The following is a 14,802-nucleotide window of genomic DNA, read 5'->3' on the forward strand; positions in this document are numbered from 1 at the left end:
GCCTTCAGGTCTTCGGGATCTCGCGCTCACCGTCGGTGGGCGACCAGACGGTGACGATCATGTGGTCGTCGTCGAGTCGCACGGCCGAGGCTCCCTCGATGTCTGCGACGTAGAACGGCGAGAACCGGCGGCCGCGCAGGTCGAATCCGATTGTGGCGTAGAGATACTCGGCGAACGAGGCGTGCAGGTCGAGATCCTGCTCGTCGTGCACGGTGCCCCAGACCTTGGCGTCACCCTGGCTGATGCGGGTATCGGTGGTGGCCGTGTGCAGCTCGAAGCGAGGGTCGCGGGCAAGATCAGCGAGCTTGGCGGTGGCGGGCATGCCGCCGACGATCAGCCTGCCCTCGAAGATGCGCGGTTCCATCGGGCTGATCCGTGGGGCGCCACTGCGGCGCAGCGTCGAGAGAAAACACAGATTGCGCGTCGCGTGGTGGCGGCGCGCGAACACGTCGGCGATGGACGGCGCCTGCTGGGTGAACTCTTGCCAGGAGGTCATGGCCCCACGGTAGGTCGCGATGTCATACCTCGCTGGCAAGATCAGTGTTGTGACGTTCGCACTGACGTATCTGCTGGTTCTCGTCGCGGTGGCCGCCGTGCTGTTCGTGCTGGGCTCGATACTGTTCGGCCGCGGGGAGGAGTTGCCGGCGCTCCCCAAGGGCACCACCGCGACAGTCCTGCCCGCCGATGATGTGGCCGGTGCCGATATAGACGCCGTCAAGTTCTCATTGGTCTTCCGCGGGTACAAGGCCAGCGAGGTTGATTGGGTGCTGGACCGGCTTGCCCGCCAGATCGACGAGCTGCGCGCCGAGCTCGACGAGGTGCAGGGCGCCCGGGCCGGCATCGAAGCCAATGCCGAATAAGGAGCCCTCCCGCTGCTCCTGGGCCGCCGACCCGCCCGGGTCGACGCTGTACGCCGACTATCACGACAACGAGTGGGGACGCCCGTTGTACGGGCGCGACGCATTGTTCGAGCGGCTGTGCTTGGAGGCCTTCCAGAGCGGGCTGGCGTGGATCACCATCTTGCGCAAACGTGAGGGGTTCCGTCGTGCGTTCGACGGCTTCACACCGGAGAAGGTTGCCCGGTACGGCGACAAGGATGTGGCGCGGCTGATGGCCGATGCCGACATCGTGCGGAACCGCGCCAAGATCGAGTCGGCCATATCCAATGCCCGCGTCGTCCTCGATTTGGACACCGATCTTTCCGACCTGTTGTGGTCGTTTGCACCGAAACGCCGCGCCCGGCCGCAGCGTCTTTCCGACGTGCCCGCGGTCACCGATGAGAGCATTGCGATGGCCAAAGAACTCAAACGCCGGGGGTTCCGTTTTGTAGGTCCTACCACGGCATATGCCCTGATGCAGGCCACCGGGATGGTCGACGATCATGTGCGTTCCTGCTGGGTTCCGCGAGCCGAAACCGCCCCCTCCGGAAGGTCCAGTTGAGGGTCTGCTGTCCCCAGATGTCCGCGATAGGGAAGAATGGTTCAGTGAAACGGCAGCTCAGATAGGGAACAATGGTCGGAGATGCCGAACACCCTTGGCTGGAATTTGGAGGGAGCACACGATGGCGGCCATGAAGCCCCGAACCGGCGACGGTCCTCTCGAGGCTACGAAAGAGGGGCGCGGGATCGTTATGCGCGTGCCACTGGAAGGTGGCGGTCGCCTGGTGGTCGAGCTGACCCCCGATGAGGCTGCCGCACTCGGCGACGAACTCAAGAACGTCACCAGCTAGGCCCTGCCTCGGGCGTCAGCCGCAGACTTTTTGATAGATCTGCAGCGTCATCTCCGCGATATGCGCCCACGAGAACTCTTCGATACATCGCGCCCTACCGGCATTCCCATATTCGGTGGCGCGAGCCGGGTCCGCGACCAATGCGTTGACCGCGTCGGCGAGCCCTGCCTCGAACGCCGCGGCTTCGCTGCTCTCGTACGCCACCAGAGTTCCGGTGACACCGTCGGCAACCACCTCGGGTATGCCACCGACACGCGATGCCACGACCGCTGTGCCACACGCCATCGCCTCGAGATTGACGATGCCCAGTGGCTCGTAGATCGACGGGCATACAAACACCGTTGCCGCGGAAAGTATTTCCCGCAGCTTGGGGATGGGAAGGAATTCGCGTATCCAGTGCACTCCGGGCCGTGCCGCGGCTAGCTCGGTGACAGCACCGGTGATCTGCTCGGCGATCTCGGGAGTGTCCGGCTCACCGGCACACAAGATCAGCTGCACGTCGGGGGAGAAATGGTGTGCCGCGGACACCAGGTGCGCGAGACCTTTTTGCCGGGTGATGCGCCCGACGAACACGGCAATCGGGCGGCCCAGATCCACGCCGAGCTCGGCAAGAACCGACCCCGGTTGGGTGATCGCCTCGGCTGGGTCAACCGGATACCAGGTGGTTGTGTCGATTCCGTTGCGCACCACATGGATCCGGTTCGGGTCCAAACCGGGGTAGGTCGCCATGATGTCTTCGCGCATCCCGCTGCTGACCGCGATGACGGCGTCAGCGGCGTGTATGGCGGTGTGTTCCACCCACGAGGACACCCGGTACCCGCCGCCGAGCTGTTCGGCCTTCCACGGGCGACGTGGCTCCAGGGAATGCGCGGTCAAAACGTGTGGGATGCCATGCAGCAGCTTGGCCAGATGTCCGGCCAGGCCCGTGTACCAGGTGTGTGAATGCGCCACCGACGCACCAGCCGCCGCTGCGGCCATCACCAGATCGGCCGACAACGTCGTCAAGGCGGGGTTGGCGCCGTCCAGCGCGGGGTCTGGCCGGTGCACGAAGGCGCCGTCGCGGGGTGCGCCCATGCAGTGCACCTCGACATCGCACAGTGTGCGCAGCTGAGCCACCAGCTCGGTGACGTGAACACCGGCACCGCCGTAGACCTCGGGTGGGTACTCCCGCGTCATCATTGCCACCCGCGTCGGGGATGAGCCGCGCGCGTGAAGACCCTCCGTCATAGCCACGACCGTAGTAGGTGGCCCCGACGACCGCAGGCCCGCCGGGGGTGTACCGCTGGCCGCTTCTGCCGAGTGCCGATAGGTTGATTGCTATGAGGGCATCGCCACACGTTCTGGGGATCGTGCTTGCCGGCGGTGAGGGCAAGCGTCTCTACCCACTGACCGCCGACCGCGCGAAACCGGCGGTGCCCTTCGGCGGTGCCTATCGCCTCATCGATTTCGTGCTGAGCAACCTGGTCAACGCGCGGTTCTTGCGTATTTGTGTTCTGACCCAATACAAATCGCACTCACTGGACCGGCACATCTCGCAGAACTGGCGGCTCTCGGGCTTGGCGGGGGAGTACATCACCCCTGTCCCTGCTCAGCAGCGCCTCGGTCCGCGCTGGTACACCGGGAGCGCCGATGCCATCCACCAGTCGCTCAATCTGATCTTCGACGAGGATCCCGAGTACATCGTGGTGTTCGGCGCCGACCATGTGTACCGGATGGATCCCGAGCAGATGCTCGACTTCCACATCGACAGCGGTGCCGGAGTGACCGTGGCGGGTATCCGGGTGCCCCGCAGCGAGGCCAGCGCCTTCGGTTGTATCGACGCCGACGACACCGGCCGTATCCGTGAGTTCATCGAGAAGCCCGCGGATCCTCCGGGCACACCGGATGATCCCGACGCGGCCTTCGTGTCGATGGGGAACTACATCTTCACCACCAAGGAATTGATCGACGTCATTCGCGCCGACGCCGACGACGACCATTCCGACCACGACATGGGCGGCGACATAATTCCCCGGCTGGTGGCTGACGGGCGGGCCGCTGTCTATGACTTCAACACCAACCTGGTGCCCGGCGCCACCGAGCGCGATCACGCGTACTGGCGCGACGTCGGAACCCTCGACGCGTTCTATGACGCGCACATGGATTTGGTTTCGGTGCACCCGGTGTTCAATCTGTACAACCGGCGCTGGCCCATCCGTGGCGAGTCCGAGAACCTGGCGCCTGCCAAGTTCGTCAACGGCGGCTCCGCGCAGGAATCGGTGGTGGGTGCCGGCAGCATCATTTCGGCGGGTTCCGTGCGTAACTCGGTGCTGTCCTCGAATGTCGTCGTCGACGACGGTGCCGTGGTGGAGGGCAGCGTGCTGATGCCCGGTGTGCGAGTGGGCCGTGGGGCGGTCGTGCGGCACGCCATTCTGGACAAGAACGTGGTTGTCGGTGTCGGAGAACAGGTTGGTGTTGATATCGAGCGCGATCGCGAGCGTTTCAACGTCAGCGCGGGCGGCGTGGTCGCCGTCGGCAAGGGTGTGTGGATCTAGCCTCTCACCACACCAGTGGCACAAGACGGCTGCGGACCTTCTCGGTGTATTCGTCGTAGCCGGGCAGGTCGTGGCGCAGCATCTTCTCCTCGTCGATGATCCGCACCACCAGTGAGCCGAATGCGGGAATCGCCGCGAGCAGGCCCCAGAACGAACCCAGCGCCAACGGTATGCCCACCATCATCACCAGTGATCCCGTGTACATCGGGTGGCGCACCAGCCCGTACAGACCAGTTGAGGTGACGGTCTGCCCGGACTCGACGGTGATACTCGCTCCCGCATAGTGGTTCTGGGCCACGACCAGCGTGGCGGCACCCAATCCGACGATGACCAGTGCCTCTCCGACGATGACCAGCCAGATCGGTACATGAGACCAGCCGAACCTGTGATCGAAGGCGCTGACCACGACCAAGGCCAGGAAGGAACTCAACAGCACCGTGACCGCGAGCTTCTGTATCAAGCGTGTCTCCGCGATGGGGCCGCCGCGCATACGACGCCGCAGCACCTCGGGATTCGTCCTGGCCAAGTAGACCGAGGAAATCGTGGAACTGATCGCGAAGATCGCCAGAAACACCCAGGCCTGCCAGTAGTCGAACGTTCCCGCGGGCCAGAACAGTGCCGCGCCGAAGACAGCGAGGGCGATGATTCCCGAGATAAGAGCTTGTACACCAGTTTTCATTATCTTCCTTTCTCAGAGGGCGTCACGACGGCGGTAGATCTCGCCCGCGGCTGCGATAAGCCCGGTGCCGATGACAATGAGGACCAACATGGTCAACCACGGATACTCGACCGGCGCGCTGACCCGCATCACCGGTGAGAACTTCACAATCCAGGACGGCAGCTGCAGGATGCCTGCGTACAGCATGCCCACGGAAAATGCCACCACGAGCCAGCCGATCCAGCTGTGCCGCAGTGCAACTGATAGGGCAGCGATACCGGCGATCACCAGCAGGGCGGGAATCTGTGCCAATGCGGCGAGCGTGAGACGCCACACCAAATCCGGATTGTGCAACGTGCTCGCCGCGCCCAGTCCACTGCCCAGACCGGCGATCAGCATGAGAATCGCACCGCCCACCAGTGTCACCGCGACCGTGGACAGTAGCCAGTTCCAGCGCGATACGGCGCGCGCCAGTACGGCTTCGGCAATGCCGCTCTGTTCATCCTTGGCGAGCCTCATGATCGCCGACACCACGTACGCGGTGACCGCGATGGCGAGCACCTGGTTGAAGGTGGCGAAGATGCTGTCCAGGCCGTGGGCCTGGAACGCCCGGGTCAACAGCGGGTTGGTGTCAATCGAATCCCGCAGGCTCTTGGCCATCGACCCGAAGGCCATACCGCTCAGGAAGATTCCGACTCCCCATCCGGTGAGCAGCCCGCGTTGCAGTTGCAGGTTGAGTCCGAAGACGGACCTGATCTCGGGGGCATTGGCGTCCTCGCCACGCGAGGGCAGCACCCCCGCGTCGTATTGGCGGTGTCCTTCGAGCGCGTGCGCGGCGAGCATCAGGGACACGGTGGTGCCCACCAGCAGGAGGAGGGGCCACCAACGCAGATCGACGAATGGCCGCATCTGCTGGGCCCACGCCAGGGGCGAAAACCAACTCAGTGTGCTGCCCCTGTTGTCGATGATGTCGCCGAGTCCGCGGATCACGACGGCTGCTGCCAGGGATGCCATCGCGACACCGGTGGCGGCTCGGGAGGTGCGCCACAACTGGGAGGTGACCGCCGCGATACCGGCGAAAACCATGGAGGCTCCGGTGATTCCGAGACTGATTCCGAGACTGTCGGCGACATCGAATCCCGCGGCGGACAAAGCAATCGTCATGGCCAGGGCCAGAACGGTGTTCATCAGGCCCACCACGATGAGCGCCGCGTAGGTGCGTGCCTGGTGGCCGACGACCGCCGACATGACCAGCTCGGCACCGCCGGATTCCTCTTCGGCGCGGGTGTGCCGGATGACCGTCAAGATGGACATGATGGCGGCGGCGGCGATCATGACGGTCATCAGTTCGTTGGCGACCATGACACCGATATCGGTTTCGTTGATGCCGAAGTTTGGGCCGCCCATGATGATTCCGGCGGGGGTCTTCATCATCGTGACCCGGGCCATCCGGTCGGCGGACGTCGGATACATCGACGCGAACGCCAGCGGGGTATAGGTCATCAGCAGCGTCAGCCAGCCGACCCACATGCAGATCCGGAGCCTGTCGCGGCGTAGTGCCAACAGGATCAGGGTGCCTGTTCCGGTCAACGGATGTTTCGGGGTACCGTCCGAAATCGGCTGACGCATGGGGAGCGTCGCGAAGTCGCTTCTCATCGCGGTACGCCCTGATACTCGCGCATGAAGAGCTCTTCAAGTGATGCCGGCGCCACGGTGAGGTCGACGATCCCGAGGCTTGCCAGCTGTTCCATGATGCGGTCCAGGTCGCTGCGATCCACCGTGAAGGAGGCCCGGTTGCCGCCGATCGTGAGGTCGCGCAACTGTGGAATCGATTTGAGACCAGAGGGATTCGCCAGTGTGCGTACCGTCACCGAGGTCCGCATGACATGGCGCAGCTCGGCCAGGGAGCCGGACAACACCGCGCGTCCGGCGCGGACAATGGTCACCCGGTGGCACAGCTTCTCCACCTCGGCCAGGATGTGGCTCGACAGCAACACCGCGCATCCGCGCGCGGCCACTTCGGCCACACACTCCTGGAAGACCGTCTCCATCAGCGGATCCAGGCCGGATGTCGGCTCGTCGAGTATGAACAGTTCGGCGTCGGAGCAGAACGCCGCGATGAGCGCCACCTTCTGACGGTTGCCCTTGGAATAGGTGCGTGCCTTCTTAGTGGGGTCGAGTTCGAAACGCTCGATGAGTTCGTTGCGCCTCGGTAGTGAAATATGTTCGGTGCCACGCATTCTGGTGAGGAAGTCAATCGCCTGCCCGCCGGTGAGGTTGGGCCACAGCGTGACGTCCCCGGGCACGTAGGCGATGAGCCGATGCAGATCCACGGCGTTGACCCACGGGTCGCCGCCGAGGAGCTGCACGGTGCCGGAGTCGGCGCGCAGCAGGCCCAGAAGTACTCGAATGGTGGTGGACTTTCCCGCGCCGTTGGGGCCGAGGAAGCCCGCCACCTCGCCGTGGGCGACCGACAGATCGAGCCCGTCGAGTGCCTTGGTCTTACCGAATGACTTGGAGAGGCCTCGTATTTCGACCGCAAGGTTGGAATACATCACTTCGAGTCTCCTCCGTTGCGAGAGTTTTCCTGTTGTGCCGCAAACGCATCGAGCATGGTGGAGTCGGTCATGAGGCCTTCGGTGTAGACCTCGATGGCGGGGAAGATCAGCTCATCGGAGTAGCGGCGCAAGATCGTGCCCAGGTCGTCGTCGGGGTACATCTGTACGTAGATCGATAGCGCGCCTACGCCGTTCAAGGAGAGCCACAGCGCCCGGCCCTTGGGATCACGGCTCGGCTTGATCGTGCCCGCGCGGACTCCGTCGTCCAGATATGCCTCGGCGTTCTCGATGGAGTGCTGAAGAAACGCGCGGCCGGGCTCGCCGCCCGATTGCACACTGAGCAGCAGGTACCTGACCATCGGCGCGAACGTCTCGATCTCGTCGATGGCATCGAGCCAGACCTTGGGGTCGTTGGAGGTCAGCGTGCGCGATTTCTCCGAGCGGATGTACTCCAGCAGGTATTCATCCACCGCCTGGCGGAGCCCGTCCTTGGATCCGTAGTGATGGATGACCAGTGCGGGGCTCACTCCCGCGGCTTCGGCGATCGCTCGCACGCTGGTGTTCAGTCCCTGTTCGCCCCACAACTTGATGGCGGCATCCCGGATGCGGGCGGCTGCGGTGAGATCCTCGACTGAACGCATGTTTAGTACGTTAAACACACGTTCAGCCTGACGTCAAGGATCTAGCCCGCGTCAGATGAAGGTTTTGACGAGAACGATGCGAAGGCGCCGCCGAAACGACGGTTTACGCGTCAGTCGCGGGTGGCAGCGAGCAGGCCGTCTCCCAGTGGGATCAGCACTGCGGTGAACCGGCCATCATCGGCGATGATGCGCGCGGCTTCGCGAACTCCGACCACATCGGGATCGTTGGCCGCGGGGTCGCCCGCGCGTCCGCCGGCGGACACCCCGTGGATCACTACCGCTCCGCCCGGGCGCAGCAACCGAATGCCGCCGGCCAGGAACTCGGGTTGATCGGCCGGCGCGGCATCGATGACGAGCAGGTCATACGACTCGTCGGCCAGTCGTGGCAAGACCTCCTGGGCGCGCCCACCGATCAGCCGGGTGCGCGATGGGGCGATGGCCGCCTCCGAAAAGGCCTGTTTGGCACTGCGCTGGTGCTCGGGCTCCAGATCAATGGTGGTCAGCACGCCGTCCTCGCGCATTCCGGAGAGCAGCCACAGGCCGCTGACCCCCGCGCCCGTCCCGACCTCGACGACGGCCTTGCCGCCGGAAAGGCGTGCGAAGACACTGAGAAGGGCGCCGACAGCGGGCGTTACCGGGCCCGCGCCCAGGTCAACGGCACGTTCCCGGGCGGCGGCGACGATGTCGTCTTCGGAGATGGCGCCCTCGGCGTGGCTGACCATCGCCTCGACGCGGGATCGATCTGCGCTGCTGGTCACGATTCGATCCTGTCGAGTGGGAGGGCATCTGTCCCGCGACACGCCGCACTCATCAAGGATGTGACGGGTTTCTTGTCCCGGATCCCCCGGCGAGATCGGATCGAGACCGCATTCTCAGGAAGAGTTAAGTTAGCTCATAAGTGGCCCACACCTCGGTGATAGAAGGTCATTCACATGTCGCGATCCATCCTGAACGAGAGCCCGAGTGCCCCGCGCCTATCTGGGAATAACACCCGTGGCATCCGGGTTGAGCAGGCTGACAGCTTCCCCATTGGGGGTGAAGCCGCCACAACCGAACAGGAGGAACACGCGATTTCGCTTACGCGTATCAGCGAGTCGGCCGAATACACCGACTTCGTCGAGGCCATCGATCCCGCCGAACTATCCGGGACCGCAGTGTTCGATGCCACCGGAGACCAGGCAGCCATGCCGTCTTGGGATGAGCTGGTTCGTGAGCACGCCGACCGCGTGTACCGCCTGGCCTACCGCCTGTCGGGTAACCAGCAAGACGCTGAGGACCTGACTCAGGAGACCTTCATTCGGGTGTTCCGCTCGCTGCAGAACTACCAGCCCGGCACCTTCGAGGGGTGGTTGCACCGCATCACCACCAACCTGTTCCTCGACATGGTCCGCCGCCGTGGCCGCATTCGCATGGAGGCGCTGCCCGAGGATTACGACCGCGTCCCGGCGACCGACCCAGATCCCGAGCAGATCTACCACGACGCGCAGCTGGGCGCCGATTTGCAGGCCGCGCTGGACTCGTTGGCGCCGGAGTTCCGTGCCGCCGTGGTTCTGTGTGACATCGAAGGTCTGTCTTACGAGGAAATCGGCGCCACCCTGGATGTGAAACTCGGCACCGTCCGCAGCCGCATCCACCGCGGTCGCCAGGCCATCCGTGAGTATCTGGCTGCGCACTCCTCGACGTCCGCGCTCGCGGCCGCCGAGTAGCGCGCAACACCATTGGTGCAGGTTGGTACGCAATGAGTACATTCGCGCGCTATCTTCGAGTTAGGTCGGCACGAGTCCGCCGGCCCTACCGGACCGAAGGGAGCGTCGCCGTGGTGGATAGCGGCTCGTTCCGGCGAGCGTTCTCGAGCTTCTCGTCGTTCTCCCGGCTGCCGTCCCCATTCGCCTCGCAGAGCGAGGCGCCGGTGGGTGCTCCGCGCCAGTTCGGATCGACCGAGCATCTGTCCACTGAGGCGATAGCCGCGTTCGTGGATGGCGAGCTCCGGATGAGCGCGCACCTGCGAGCGGCGCACCACTTGTCGATGTGCGCCGAATGCGCGCTGGAGATCGACGCACAGCGCCAAGCACGCAGCGCACTGCGTGATTCCGGGGGCATCCGGGTGCCGGTTTCGTTGCTCGGGTTGCTCAGCCAGATTCCGCACATCCCGCATGAGGCCGCACCGCCTTCACCGTCTTCACATGAGGGCGACTTGCCACCCGCGTTAGCCAGTGATGAGGTGCGTCGTCGTCGTAAGCGCCGGTAGGGTGGGCCGGTGACCGCACATCAGGACACCGCCCCCCGGTTGGCGCCGCGCCCGGTTGACCGGCCGCCCGTCGATCCGGCTTCGCAGCGGGCTTTCGGCCGTCCTTCGGGGGTATCCGGTTCGTTCCAGGGGGCGGACAAGTACCGAGACCAGGGGGAGTACACACCGCGGGTGGGTCCGCCCGACCCCGTGTTGGCTCAGGCCTTCGGACGGCCCGATAACGCCACGACCTCCTTGCAACGTCATCCCGCCGATGCCGGCAAGCTCAACGCCGTCGACGAGGGCCCGGATGCCGCTGAGGATCCGTGGCGCGACCCGACCGCGCAGGTGCAATTGGGCAGGCCCGCGGTCACCAAGGCGCCCGTCGCGCTCGACGGCACGCCCGCCCCGAAGCTGGGCGTCCGCGAGGTCCTTTTCGGCGGACGGGTTTCCATCCCGGCGCTGGCCGTCCTTGCGGCGATCGCGCTGCTGATCGGCCTGGTCGGCGGCATCGTGGGCCGCAAGACGGCCGAGGTGGTGCAGGCCTTCACCACCTCGAAGGTCACCTTGACCACCGACGACAGCACCCAGCCCGATGAGTCACGTTTCACGGCGGTCGCCAACGCCGTCAAAAGCGCGGTGGTGACCATTGAGGCCAGCTCGGACGATGAGGTAGCGCAGGGTTCGGGGGTTGTCATCGACCCCAAGGGTTATGTCATCACCAACAATCACGTGATCTCCGATGCCGCGAAGAACCCCGGCAAGTTCAAGATCGAAGTCATCTTCAACGACAGCAAGAAGGTGCCCGCCAATCTTGTGGGTCGTGATCCCAAGACTGACATCGCGGTGCTGAAGGTGGATAACGTCGACAACCTGACCGTGGCGCGTCTGGGCGACTCGGACAAGGTCGCCGTCGGTGCCGAGGTCATTGCCTTCGGTTCACCGCTGGGTCTGCGCAGCACGGTGACCAGCGGCATCATCAGCGCACTGCACCGTCCGGTGCCGCTCTCGGGTGAGGGCAGCGATACCGACACCGTGATCGACGCGCTTCAGACCGATGCCGCCATCAACCACGGAAACTCCGGTGGCCCGCTCATCGATATGAAGTCTCAGGTGATCGGGATCAACACGGCCGGAAAGTCGTTGAGCGACAGCTCAAGTGGCCTCGGATTCGCCATCCCGATCAACGAGGCTGCCGAGGTCGCGCAGTCGCTGATCCGTGACGGCAAGATCGTGCACGCGACGCTGGGTATCAGCAGCCGCACGGTGAGCAACGCGACCGCTACCGGCGCCGAGGTGGCCAACGTCAAGGCCGGCAGCCCCGCCGAGAAGGGCGGCATGCTGGAGAACGATGTCGTCGTCAAGGTGGGTAACCGGACGGTGGCCGACGCCGATGAGTTCGTGGTCGCGGTGCGGCAGCTGAAGATTGGACAGGAAGCCACCATCACGGTGCTGCGTCAGGGCCGTCCCGTCGAGCTCAAAGTTACTCCCGGCCCCGACGGTTCCTGATGTTCGGCAGTGTCGGCTGGGGGGAGCTGTTAGTCCTGCTGGTCGTGGGACTCGTGGTGCTTGGTCCCGAGCGGTTGCCGGGGGCGATCCAGTGGACCACTGAGTCGCTGCGCAAGGTCCGTGACTACGCCAGTGGCGCGACGGCCTCACTGCGTGAGGAGCTTGGGCCGGAGTTCGATGACGTGCGCAAGCCGCTCGCCGAGCTGCAGAAGCTGCGCGGTATGACGCCACGCGCCGTCATTACCAAACACCTTCTGGACGGCGATGATTCGGTGCTCGATTCGTTGACCAAGCCGCTTGAAGACGTGAAGAAGGCGGTCTCGGAGCCAGCCCCCACGCCCGTCGCCAACCCTGATCTCACCAAGCCTGGGGAGCCGGGCCCGACCCGCTACGACGCCGACGCGACCTAGTTGCGCCGTGCGGTGTCGATGTTCAGCGACATGCCCGCCAGTCCGCGGCTACGTGTCGAGAGCTTGTCGGCGACCGCCCGAAGTGCCTGGCCCGCGGCCGAATCCGGCTGACTGAGCACGATGGGCAGCCCGTCGTCGCCGCCCTCACGTACCGCTGGGTCCAGTGGAATCTGGCCGAGCAGTGGCACTTTCGTTCCCACCACCCTGGTCAGGCTTTCGGCGACGGTGTCGCCGCCGCCGGATCCGAACACCTCCATGCGGGTGCCGTCGGGCAGCACCAGCCAGGACATGTTCTCCACGACGCCGACGATGCGCTGACGTGTCTGGGTCGCGATCGCTCCTGCGCGCTCGGCCACCTCGGCGGCGGCCTGCTGCGGGGTGGTGACCACCAGAATCTCGGCACCGGGAATGAGCTGCGCCACCGAGATCGCCACGTCGCCGGTGCCCGGCGGCAGATCCAGCAGCAGCACGTCCAGGTCTCCCCAGAACACGTCGGCCAGGAACTGCTGCAGGGCGCGATGCAGCATCGGCCCGCGCCACACCACCGGGGTGTTGCCCTGGGTGAACTGGGCGATGGAGATGACCTTCACGTCGTGGGCGACCGGGGGCAGGATCATCCGTTCCACCTGAGTGGGGCGATCCGAGGTGCCCATCATGCGCGGTACCGAATGGCCATAGATATCGGCGTCGAGCAGCCCGACCGACAGCCCCTTGGCTGCCATTGCCGCCGCGAGGTTGACGGTCACACTGGACTTTCCGACACCGCCCTTTCCCGACGCCACCGCGTACACCCGGGTAAGCGATCCGGGCTGAGCGAAGGGAATGACGGGCTCGGGGCTATCGCCACGCAACTGTTTGCGCAACTCGGTGCGCTGCTCGTCGTTCATCACATCCAGCAGCACGCGCACGGTACCTACGCCGTCGACGTCGGCGGCGGCCTGGGTTACTCGTTCGGCGATCTCCGCCTTCTTCGGGCATCCGGAGGTGGTGAGGTAGATCCCGATCTCGACGTTGTGGGCATCGTCGAAGGTGATGTCCTTGACCATCCCCAATTCAGTGATGGGGCGGCGAAGTTCGGGATCGATAACCCCGGCGAGTGCACTGCGCACGGCCGTGGTGAGCTCGGATGTCACTACCCGAGTCTAGGGCGTGCGGTTTACGGCTTTGGCGCTGCCGGTCCCGGTGCTGGTCCGGGGGCCGGCCCGAGCTCCACTGGCGGCGGGGGCGGAGCGAACGGATTGAACGGCTGCGGGGCCGGTGCAAACGGGTTGAAGGGTTCAGCTGGCGGCGGTGCGAACGGGTTGAAAGGCTCGGCCGGTGGTGGTGGTGCACAGAAGAACACGCACGGTGCCTGGGGCGCCTCGGGCGCCGGCGTGACGGCGGCGGGTGGGCCCACGACACCGACCCGGTCCGGTGTCAGCGGGGTGAGGATCGGCAGCTGGGCCAGCGGGTCATTGGGGGACAGTCCGGCGACGTCGGTCGCCGAGCCCGGCCCAAGCCCACGTGACTCGCCACCGCCCAGGTGAGCCTTGCGCTCGGGTGCGACATCGGCGGCGGTCAGCGGTGGCAGGTTGAGCGGGATGACCCCGGTGGCGTAACCAGCGGCCCAGGCGAGCACGTTCTGTGCGTAGGCCACCGAATTGTTGTACCGCAGGATGGACGACATCACCTGCGAGCGATCCCGCAAATTCAATCCGCCGCTGCATAAATAGCGGGCGGCGGCCAGGCTCGCGTCGAAGACGTTCTGTGGATCGGCCTTTCCGTCGCCGTCACCGTCGGAGGCGTAGTGGTTCCATGTGCTCGGCAGGAACTGCATGGGGCCCATGGCCCGGACGTACACCTGTGCACCTTGGGTGCGGCTCTGCTCATGGTCGACGATGACTTCGTTGCCCGGAAGACTCCCATCCAGGCTCGGGCCATAGATGGGACGCACCACGCGGCCTTTGATATCGGTGGCGCCGTTGTTGGCATGCCCTGATTCGATGCGGCCGATGCCCGCCAGCAGGTTCCAGCTCACCCCGCAACCGGGTGCGGCCTTGGCCATCATCCGTTCGGCGTTTTGGTAGGCGTCCAATGCGATCTTCGGGATACCAAGCCCCCCGGGGGCCATCACGATTCCCGGTGGCGGCGGTGCGATCGCGGCGCTCGGCGCGACACGGTACTGCGTCGGCGGGCGCATCACGGTCACCAGATTCAGTGGGCCCATTTCCGCCTGCTCGGCAACCGCGGAGGCCAGCGGGACTGGAACGGGTACGACGGCCTGCCCGCTGACTTGCGCGCCACTGGCCGCCACCGCAGAGCCGACGACCACCAGGGCGCTCAGTCCACCCACCCGGAGCCAGGGCACCGGTGCGCCTGCAACGCGGAGCACCGCATCACGGGCATGCTTGACCGACGACGCAACCCAACCCGGAAGCTCCACTGCGCCCCTATCTCTCGGGCCCTCGCTTATTCGCTGTGGTCCCAATCTGCCGGCACCCATTCTGACGTATGCAGTCGTGACAGATGTGACCGATGTGAACCGGAGCAACCATAC

The 14,802-nt window shown here is 65.2% G+C and carries 17 protein-coding genes; 8 read left to right on the top strand and 9 right to left on the bottom strand.

Annotated features, from left to right (window positions below; translation table 11 throughout):
* Positions 1-4: 4 nt before the first annotated feature.
* Entirely contained in the window at positions 5-496 is a 492-nt protein-coding gene (locus tag AOT83_RS03415) for a pyridoxamine 5'-phosphate oxidase family protein (protein ID WP_030094794.1), read from the bottom strand.
* Between the two features lie 49 nt (positions 497-545).
* Here AOT83_RS03415 and AOT83_RS03420 point away from each other — a divergent pair, with 49 nt between their 5' ends.
* The 3 genes from AOT83_RS03420 to AOT83_RS26635 all read left to right on the top strand — a co-directional run bounded on the left by AOT83_RS03420 (position 546) and on the right by AOT83_RS26635 (position 1,729).
* Entirely contained in the window at positions 546-860 is a 315-nt protein-coding gene (locus AOT83_RS03420; protein WP_109365349.1) for a DivIVA domain-containing protein, read from the top strand.
* Positions 850-1,440, top strand: a complete 591-nt coding sequence (locus AOT83_RS03425; RefSeq protein WP_046252908.1) for a DNA-3-methyladenine glycosylase I — start codon at positions 850-852, stop codon at positions 1,438-1,440. Before AOT83_RS03420 ends, AOT83_RS03425 begins: the two co-directional genes overlap by 11 nt.
* A gap of 121 nt (positions 1,441-1,561) precedes the next feature.
* On the top strand, positions 1,562-1,729 hold the full coding sequence (locus AOT83_RS26635) for a DUF3117 domain-containing protein (RefSeq protein ID WP_005059648.1): 168 nt from the start codon (positions 1,562-1,564) through the stop codon (positions 1,727-1,729).
* Between the two features lie 15 nt (positions 1,730-1,744).
* Here the strand turns inward: AOT83_RS26635 and glgA are convergent, their stop codons facing one another.
* Positions 1,745-2,956, bottom strand: coding sequence for a glycogen synthase (gene glgA / locus AOT83_RS03430; RefSeq protein WP_109394771.1), 1,212 nt, complete (start codon positions 2,954-2,956; stop codon positions 1,745-1,747).
* Between the two features lie 92 nt (positions 2,957-3,048).
* Between glgA and glgC the strand changes: the two genes are divergently transcribed.
* Complete coding sequence (glgC, locus tag AOT83_RS03435; protein ID WP_030094798.1) at positions 3,049-4,263, top strand: glucose-1-phosphate adenylyltransferase; 1,215 nt, start codon at positions 3,049-3,051, stop codon at positions 4,261-4,263.
* 4 nt (positions 4,264-4,267) lie between these two features.
* Here glgC and AOT83_RS03440 read toward each other — a convergent pair whose 3' ends face one another.
* The 5 genes from AOT83_RS03440 to AOT83_RS03460 form a co-directional block, all read right to left on the bottom strand.
* Positions 4,268-4,942, bottom strand: coding sequence for an isoprenylcysteine carboxylmethyltransferase family protein (locus AOT83_RS03440; RefSeq protein ID WP_057963880.1), 675 nt, complete (start codon positions 4,940-4,942; stop codon positions 4,268-4,270).
* A 12-nt stretch (positions 4,943-4,954) separates the two neighbouring features.
* Positions 4,955-6,577, bottom strand: coding sequence for a hypothetical protein (locus tag AOT83_RS03445; RefSeq protein WP_057963881.1), 1,623 nt, complete (start codon positions 6,575-6,577; stop codon positions 4,955-4,957).
* A complete protein-coding gene (locus AOT83_RS03450; RefSeq protein WP_030094801.1) occupies positions 6,574-7,479 on the bottom strand; it encodes an ABC transporter ATP-binding protein in 906 nt (301 codons plus the stop codon). Before AOT83_RS03450 ends, AOT83_RS03445 begins: the two co-directional genes overlap by 4 nt.
* On the bottom strand, positions 7,476-8,120 hold the full coding sequence (locus tag AOT83_RS03455; protein WP_057963882.1) for a TetR family transcriptional regulator: 645 nt from the start codon (positions 8,118-8,120) through the stop codon (positions 7,476-7,478). The genes AOT83_RS03450 and AOT83_RS03455 overlap by 4 nt, the downstream gene beginning before the upstream one ends.
* A gap of 110 nt (positions 8,121-8,230) precedes the next feature.
* Positions 8,231-8,842, bottom strand: a complete 612-nt coding sequence (locus tag AOT83_RS03460) for an O-methyltransferase (protein ID WP_044104568.1) — start codon at positions 8,840-8,842, stop codon at positions 8,231-8,233.
* A gap of 210 nt (positions 8,843-9,052) precedes the next feature.
* On the opposite strand from AOT83_RS03460, the gene sigE reads away from it, so the two are divergent.
* The 4 genes from sigE to tatB all read left to right on the top strand — a co-directional run bounded on the left by sigE (position 9,053) and on the right by tatB (position 12,266).
* Positions 9,053-9,826, top strand: a complete 774-nt coding sequence (sigE, locus tag AOT83_RS03465; RefSeq protein ID WP_030094804.1) for an RNA polymerase sigma factor SigE — start codon at positions 9,053-9,055, stop codon at positions 9,824-9,826.
* 110 nt (positions 9,827-9,936) lie between these two features.
* On the top strand, positions 9,937-10,368 hold the full coding sequence (rseA, locus tag AOT83_RS03470) for an anti-sigma E factor RseA (RefSeq protein ID WP_109365309.1): 432 nt from the start codon (positions 9,937-9,939) through the stop codon (positions 10,366-10,368).
* Positions 10,369-10,377: 9 nt separating this feature from the next.
* Positions 10,378-11,856: a trypsin-like peptidase domain-containing protein gene (locus tag AOT83_RS03475; RefSeq protein WP_057963883.1), complete on the top strand. Its 1,479-nt coding sequence runs from the start codon at positions 10,378-10,380 to the stop codon at positions 11,854-11,856.
* Complete coding sequence (gene tatB, locus AOT83_RS03480) at positions 11,856-12,266, top strand: Sec-independent protein translocase protein TatB (RefSeq protein WP_030094807.1); 411 nt, start codon at positions 11,856-11,858, stop codon at positions 12,264-12,266. The genes AOT83_RS03475 and tatB overlap by 1 nt, the downstream gene beginning before the upstream one ends.
* On the opposite strand, the gene AOT83_RS03485 is transcribed toward tatB, so the two are convergent.
* Together AOT83_RS03485 and AOT83_RS03490 are read right to left on the bottom strand one after the other, a co-directional pair.
* Complete coding sequence (locus tag AOT83_RS03485; RefSeq protein WP_109394773.1) at positions 12,263-13,399, bottom strand: Mrp/NBP35 family ATP-binding protein; 1,137 nt, start codon at positions 13,397-13,399, stop codon at positions 12,263-12,265. The two genes, tatB and AOT83_RS03485, sit on opposite strands and share 4 nt — an antisense overlap.
* 23 nt (positions 13,400-13,422) lie before the next feature.
* Positions 13,423-14,688 carry a lytic murein transglycosylase gene (locus tag AOT83_RS03490; RefSeq protein WP_057963884.1) on the bottom strand — a complete coding sequence of 422 codons (1,266 nt, stop codon included), beginning with the start codon at positions 14,686-14,688 and terminating at the stop codon, positions 13,423-13,425.
* Positions 14,689-14,802: the final 114 nt, after the last annotated feature.

Source organism: Mycobacteroides sp. H001 (assembly GCF_001440005.1).
GTDB lineage: Bacteria > Actinomycetota > Actinomycetes > Mycobacteriales > Mycobacteriaceae > Mycobacterium > Mycobacterium gwanakae.

What these genes read in the sequence shown, in the direction of transcription:
- AOT83_RS03415 (WP_030094794.1), bottom strand. Translation starts at nt 496, where the DNA reads ATGACCTCCTGGCAAGAGTTCACCCAGCAGGCGCCGTCCATCGCCGAC.
- AOT83_RS03425 (WP_046252908.1), top strand. Translation starts at nt 850, where the DNA reads ATGCCGAATAAGGAGCCCTCCCGCTGCTCCTGGGCCGCCGACCCGCCC.
- AOT83_RS26635 (WP_005059648.1), top strand. Translation starts at nt 1,562, where the DNA reads ATGGCGGCCATGAAGCCCCGAACCGGCGACGGTCCTCTCGAGGCTACG.
- glgA (WP_109394771.1), bottom strand. Translation starts at nt 2,956, where the DNA reads ATGACGGAGGGTCTTCACGCGCGCGGCTCATCCCCGACGCGGGTGGCA.
- glgC (WP_030094798.1), top strand. Translation starts at nt 3,049, where the DNA reads ATGAGGGCATCGCCACACGTTCTGGGGATCGTGCTTGCCGGCGGTGAG.
- AOT83_RS03440 (WP_057963880.1), bottom strand. Translation starts at nt 4,942, where the DNA reads ATGAAAACTGGTGTACAAGCTCTTATCTCGGGAATCATCGCCCTCGCT.
- AOT83_RS03445 (WP_057963881.1), bottom strand. Translation starts at nt 6,577, where the DNA reads ATGAGAAGCGACTTCGCGACGCTCCCCATGCGTCAGCCGATTTCGGAC.
- AOT83_RS03455 (WP_057963882.1), bottom strand. Translation starts at nt 8,120, where the DNA reads ATGCGTTCAGTCGAGGATCTCACCGCAGCCGCCCGCATCCGGGATGCC.
- AOT83_RS03460 (WP_044104568.1), bottom strand. Translation starts at nt 8,842, where the DNA reads ATGGTCAGCCACGCCGAGGGCGCCATCTCCGAAGACGACATCGTCGCC.
- sigE (WP_030094804.1), top strand. Translation starts at nt 9,053, where the DNA reads ATGTCGCGATCCATCCTGAACGAGAGCCCGAGTGCCCCGCGCCTATCT.
- tatB (WP_030094807.1), top strand. Translation starts at nt 11,856, where the DNA reads ATGTTCGGCAGTGTCGGCTGGGGGGAGCTGTTAGTCCTGCTGGTCGTG.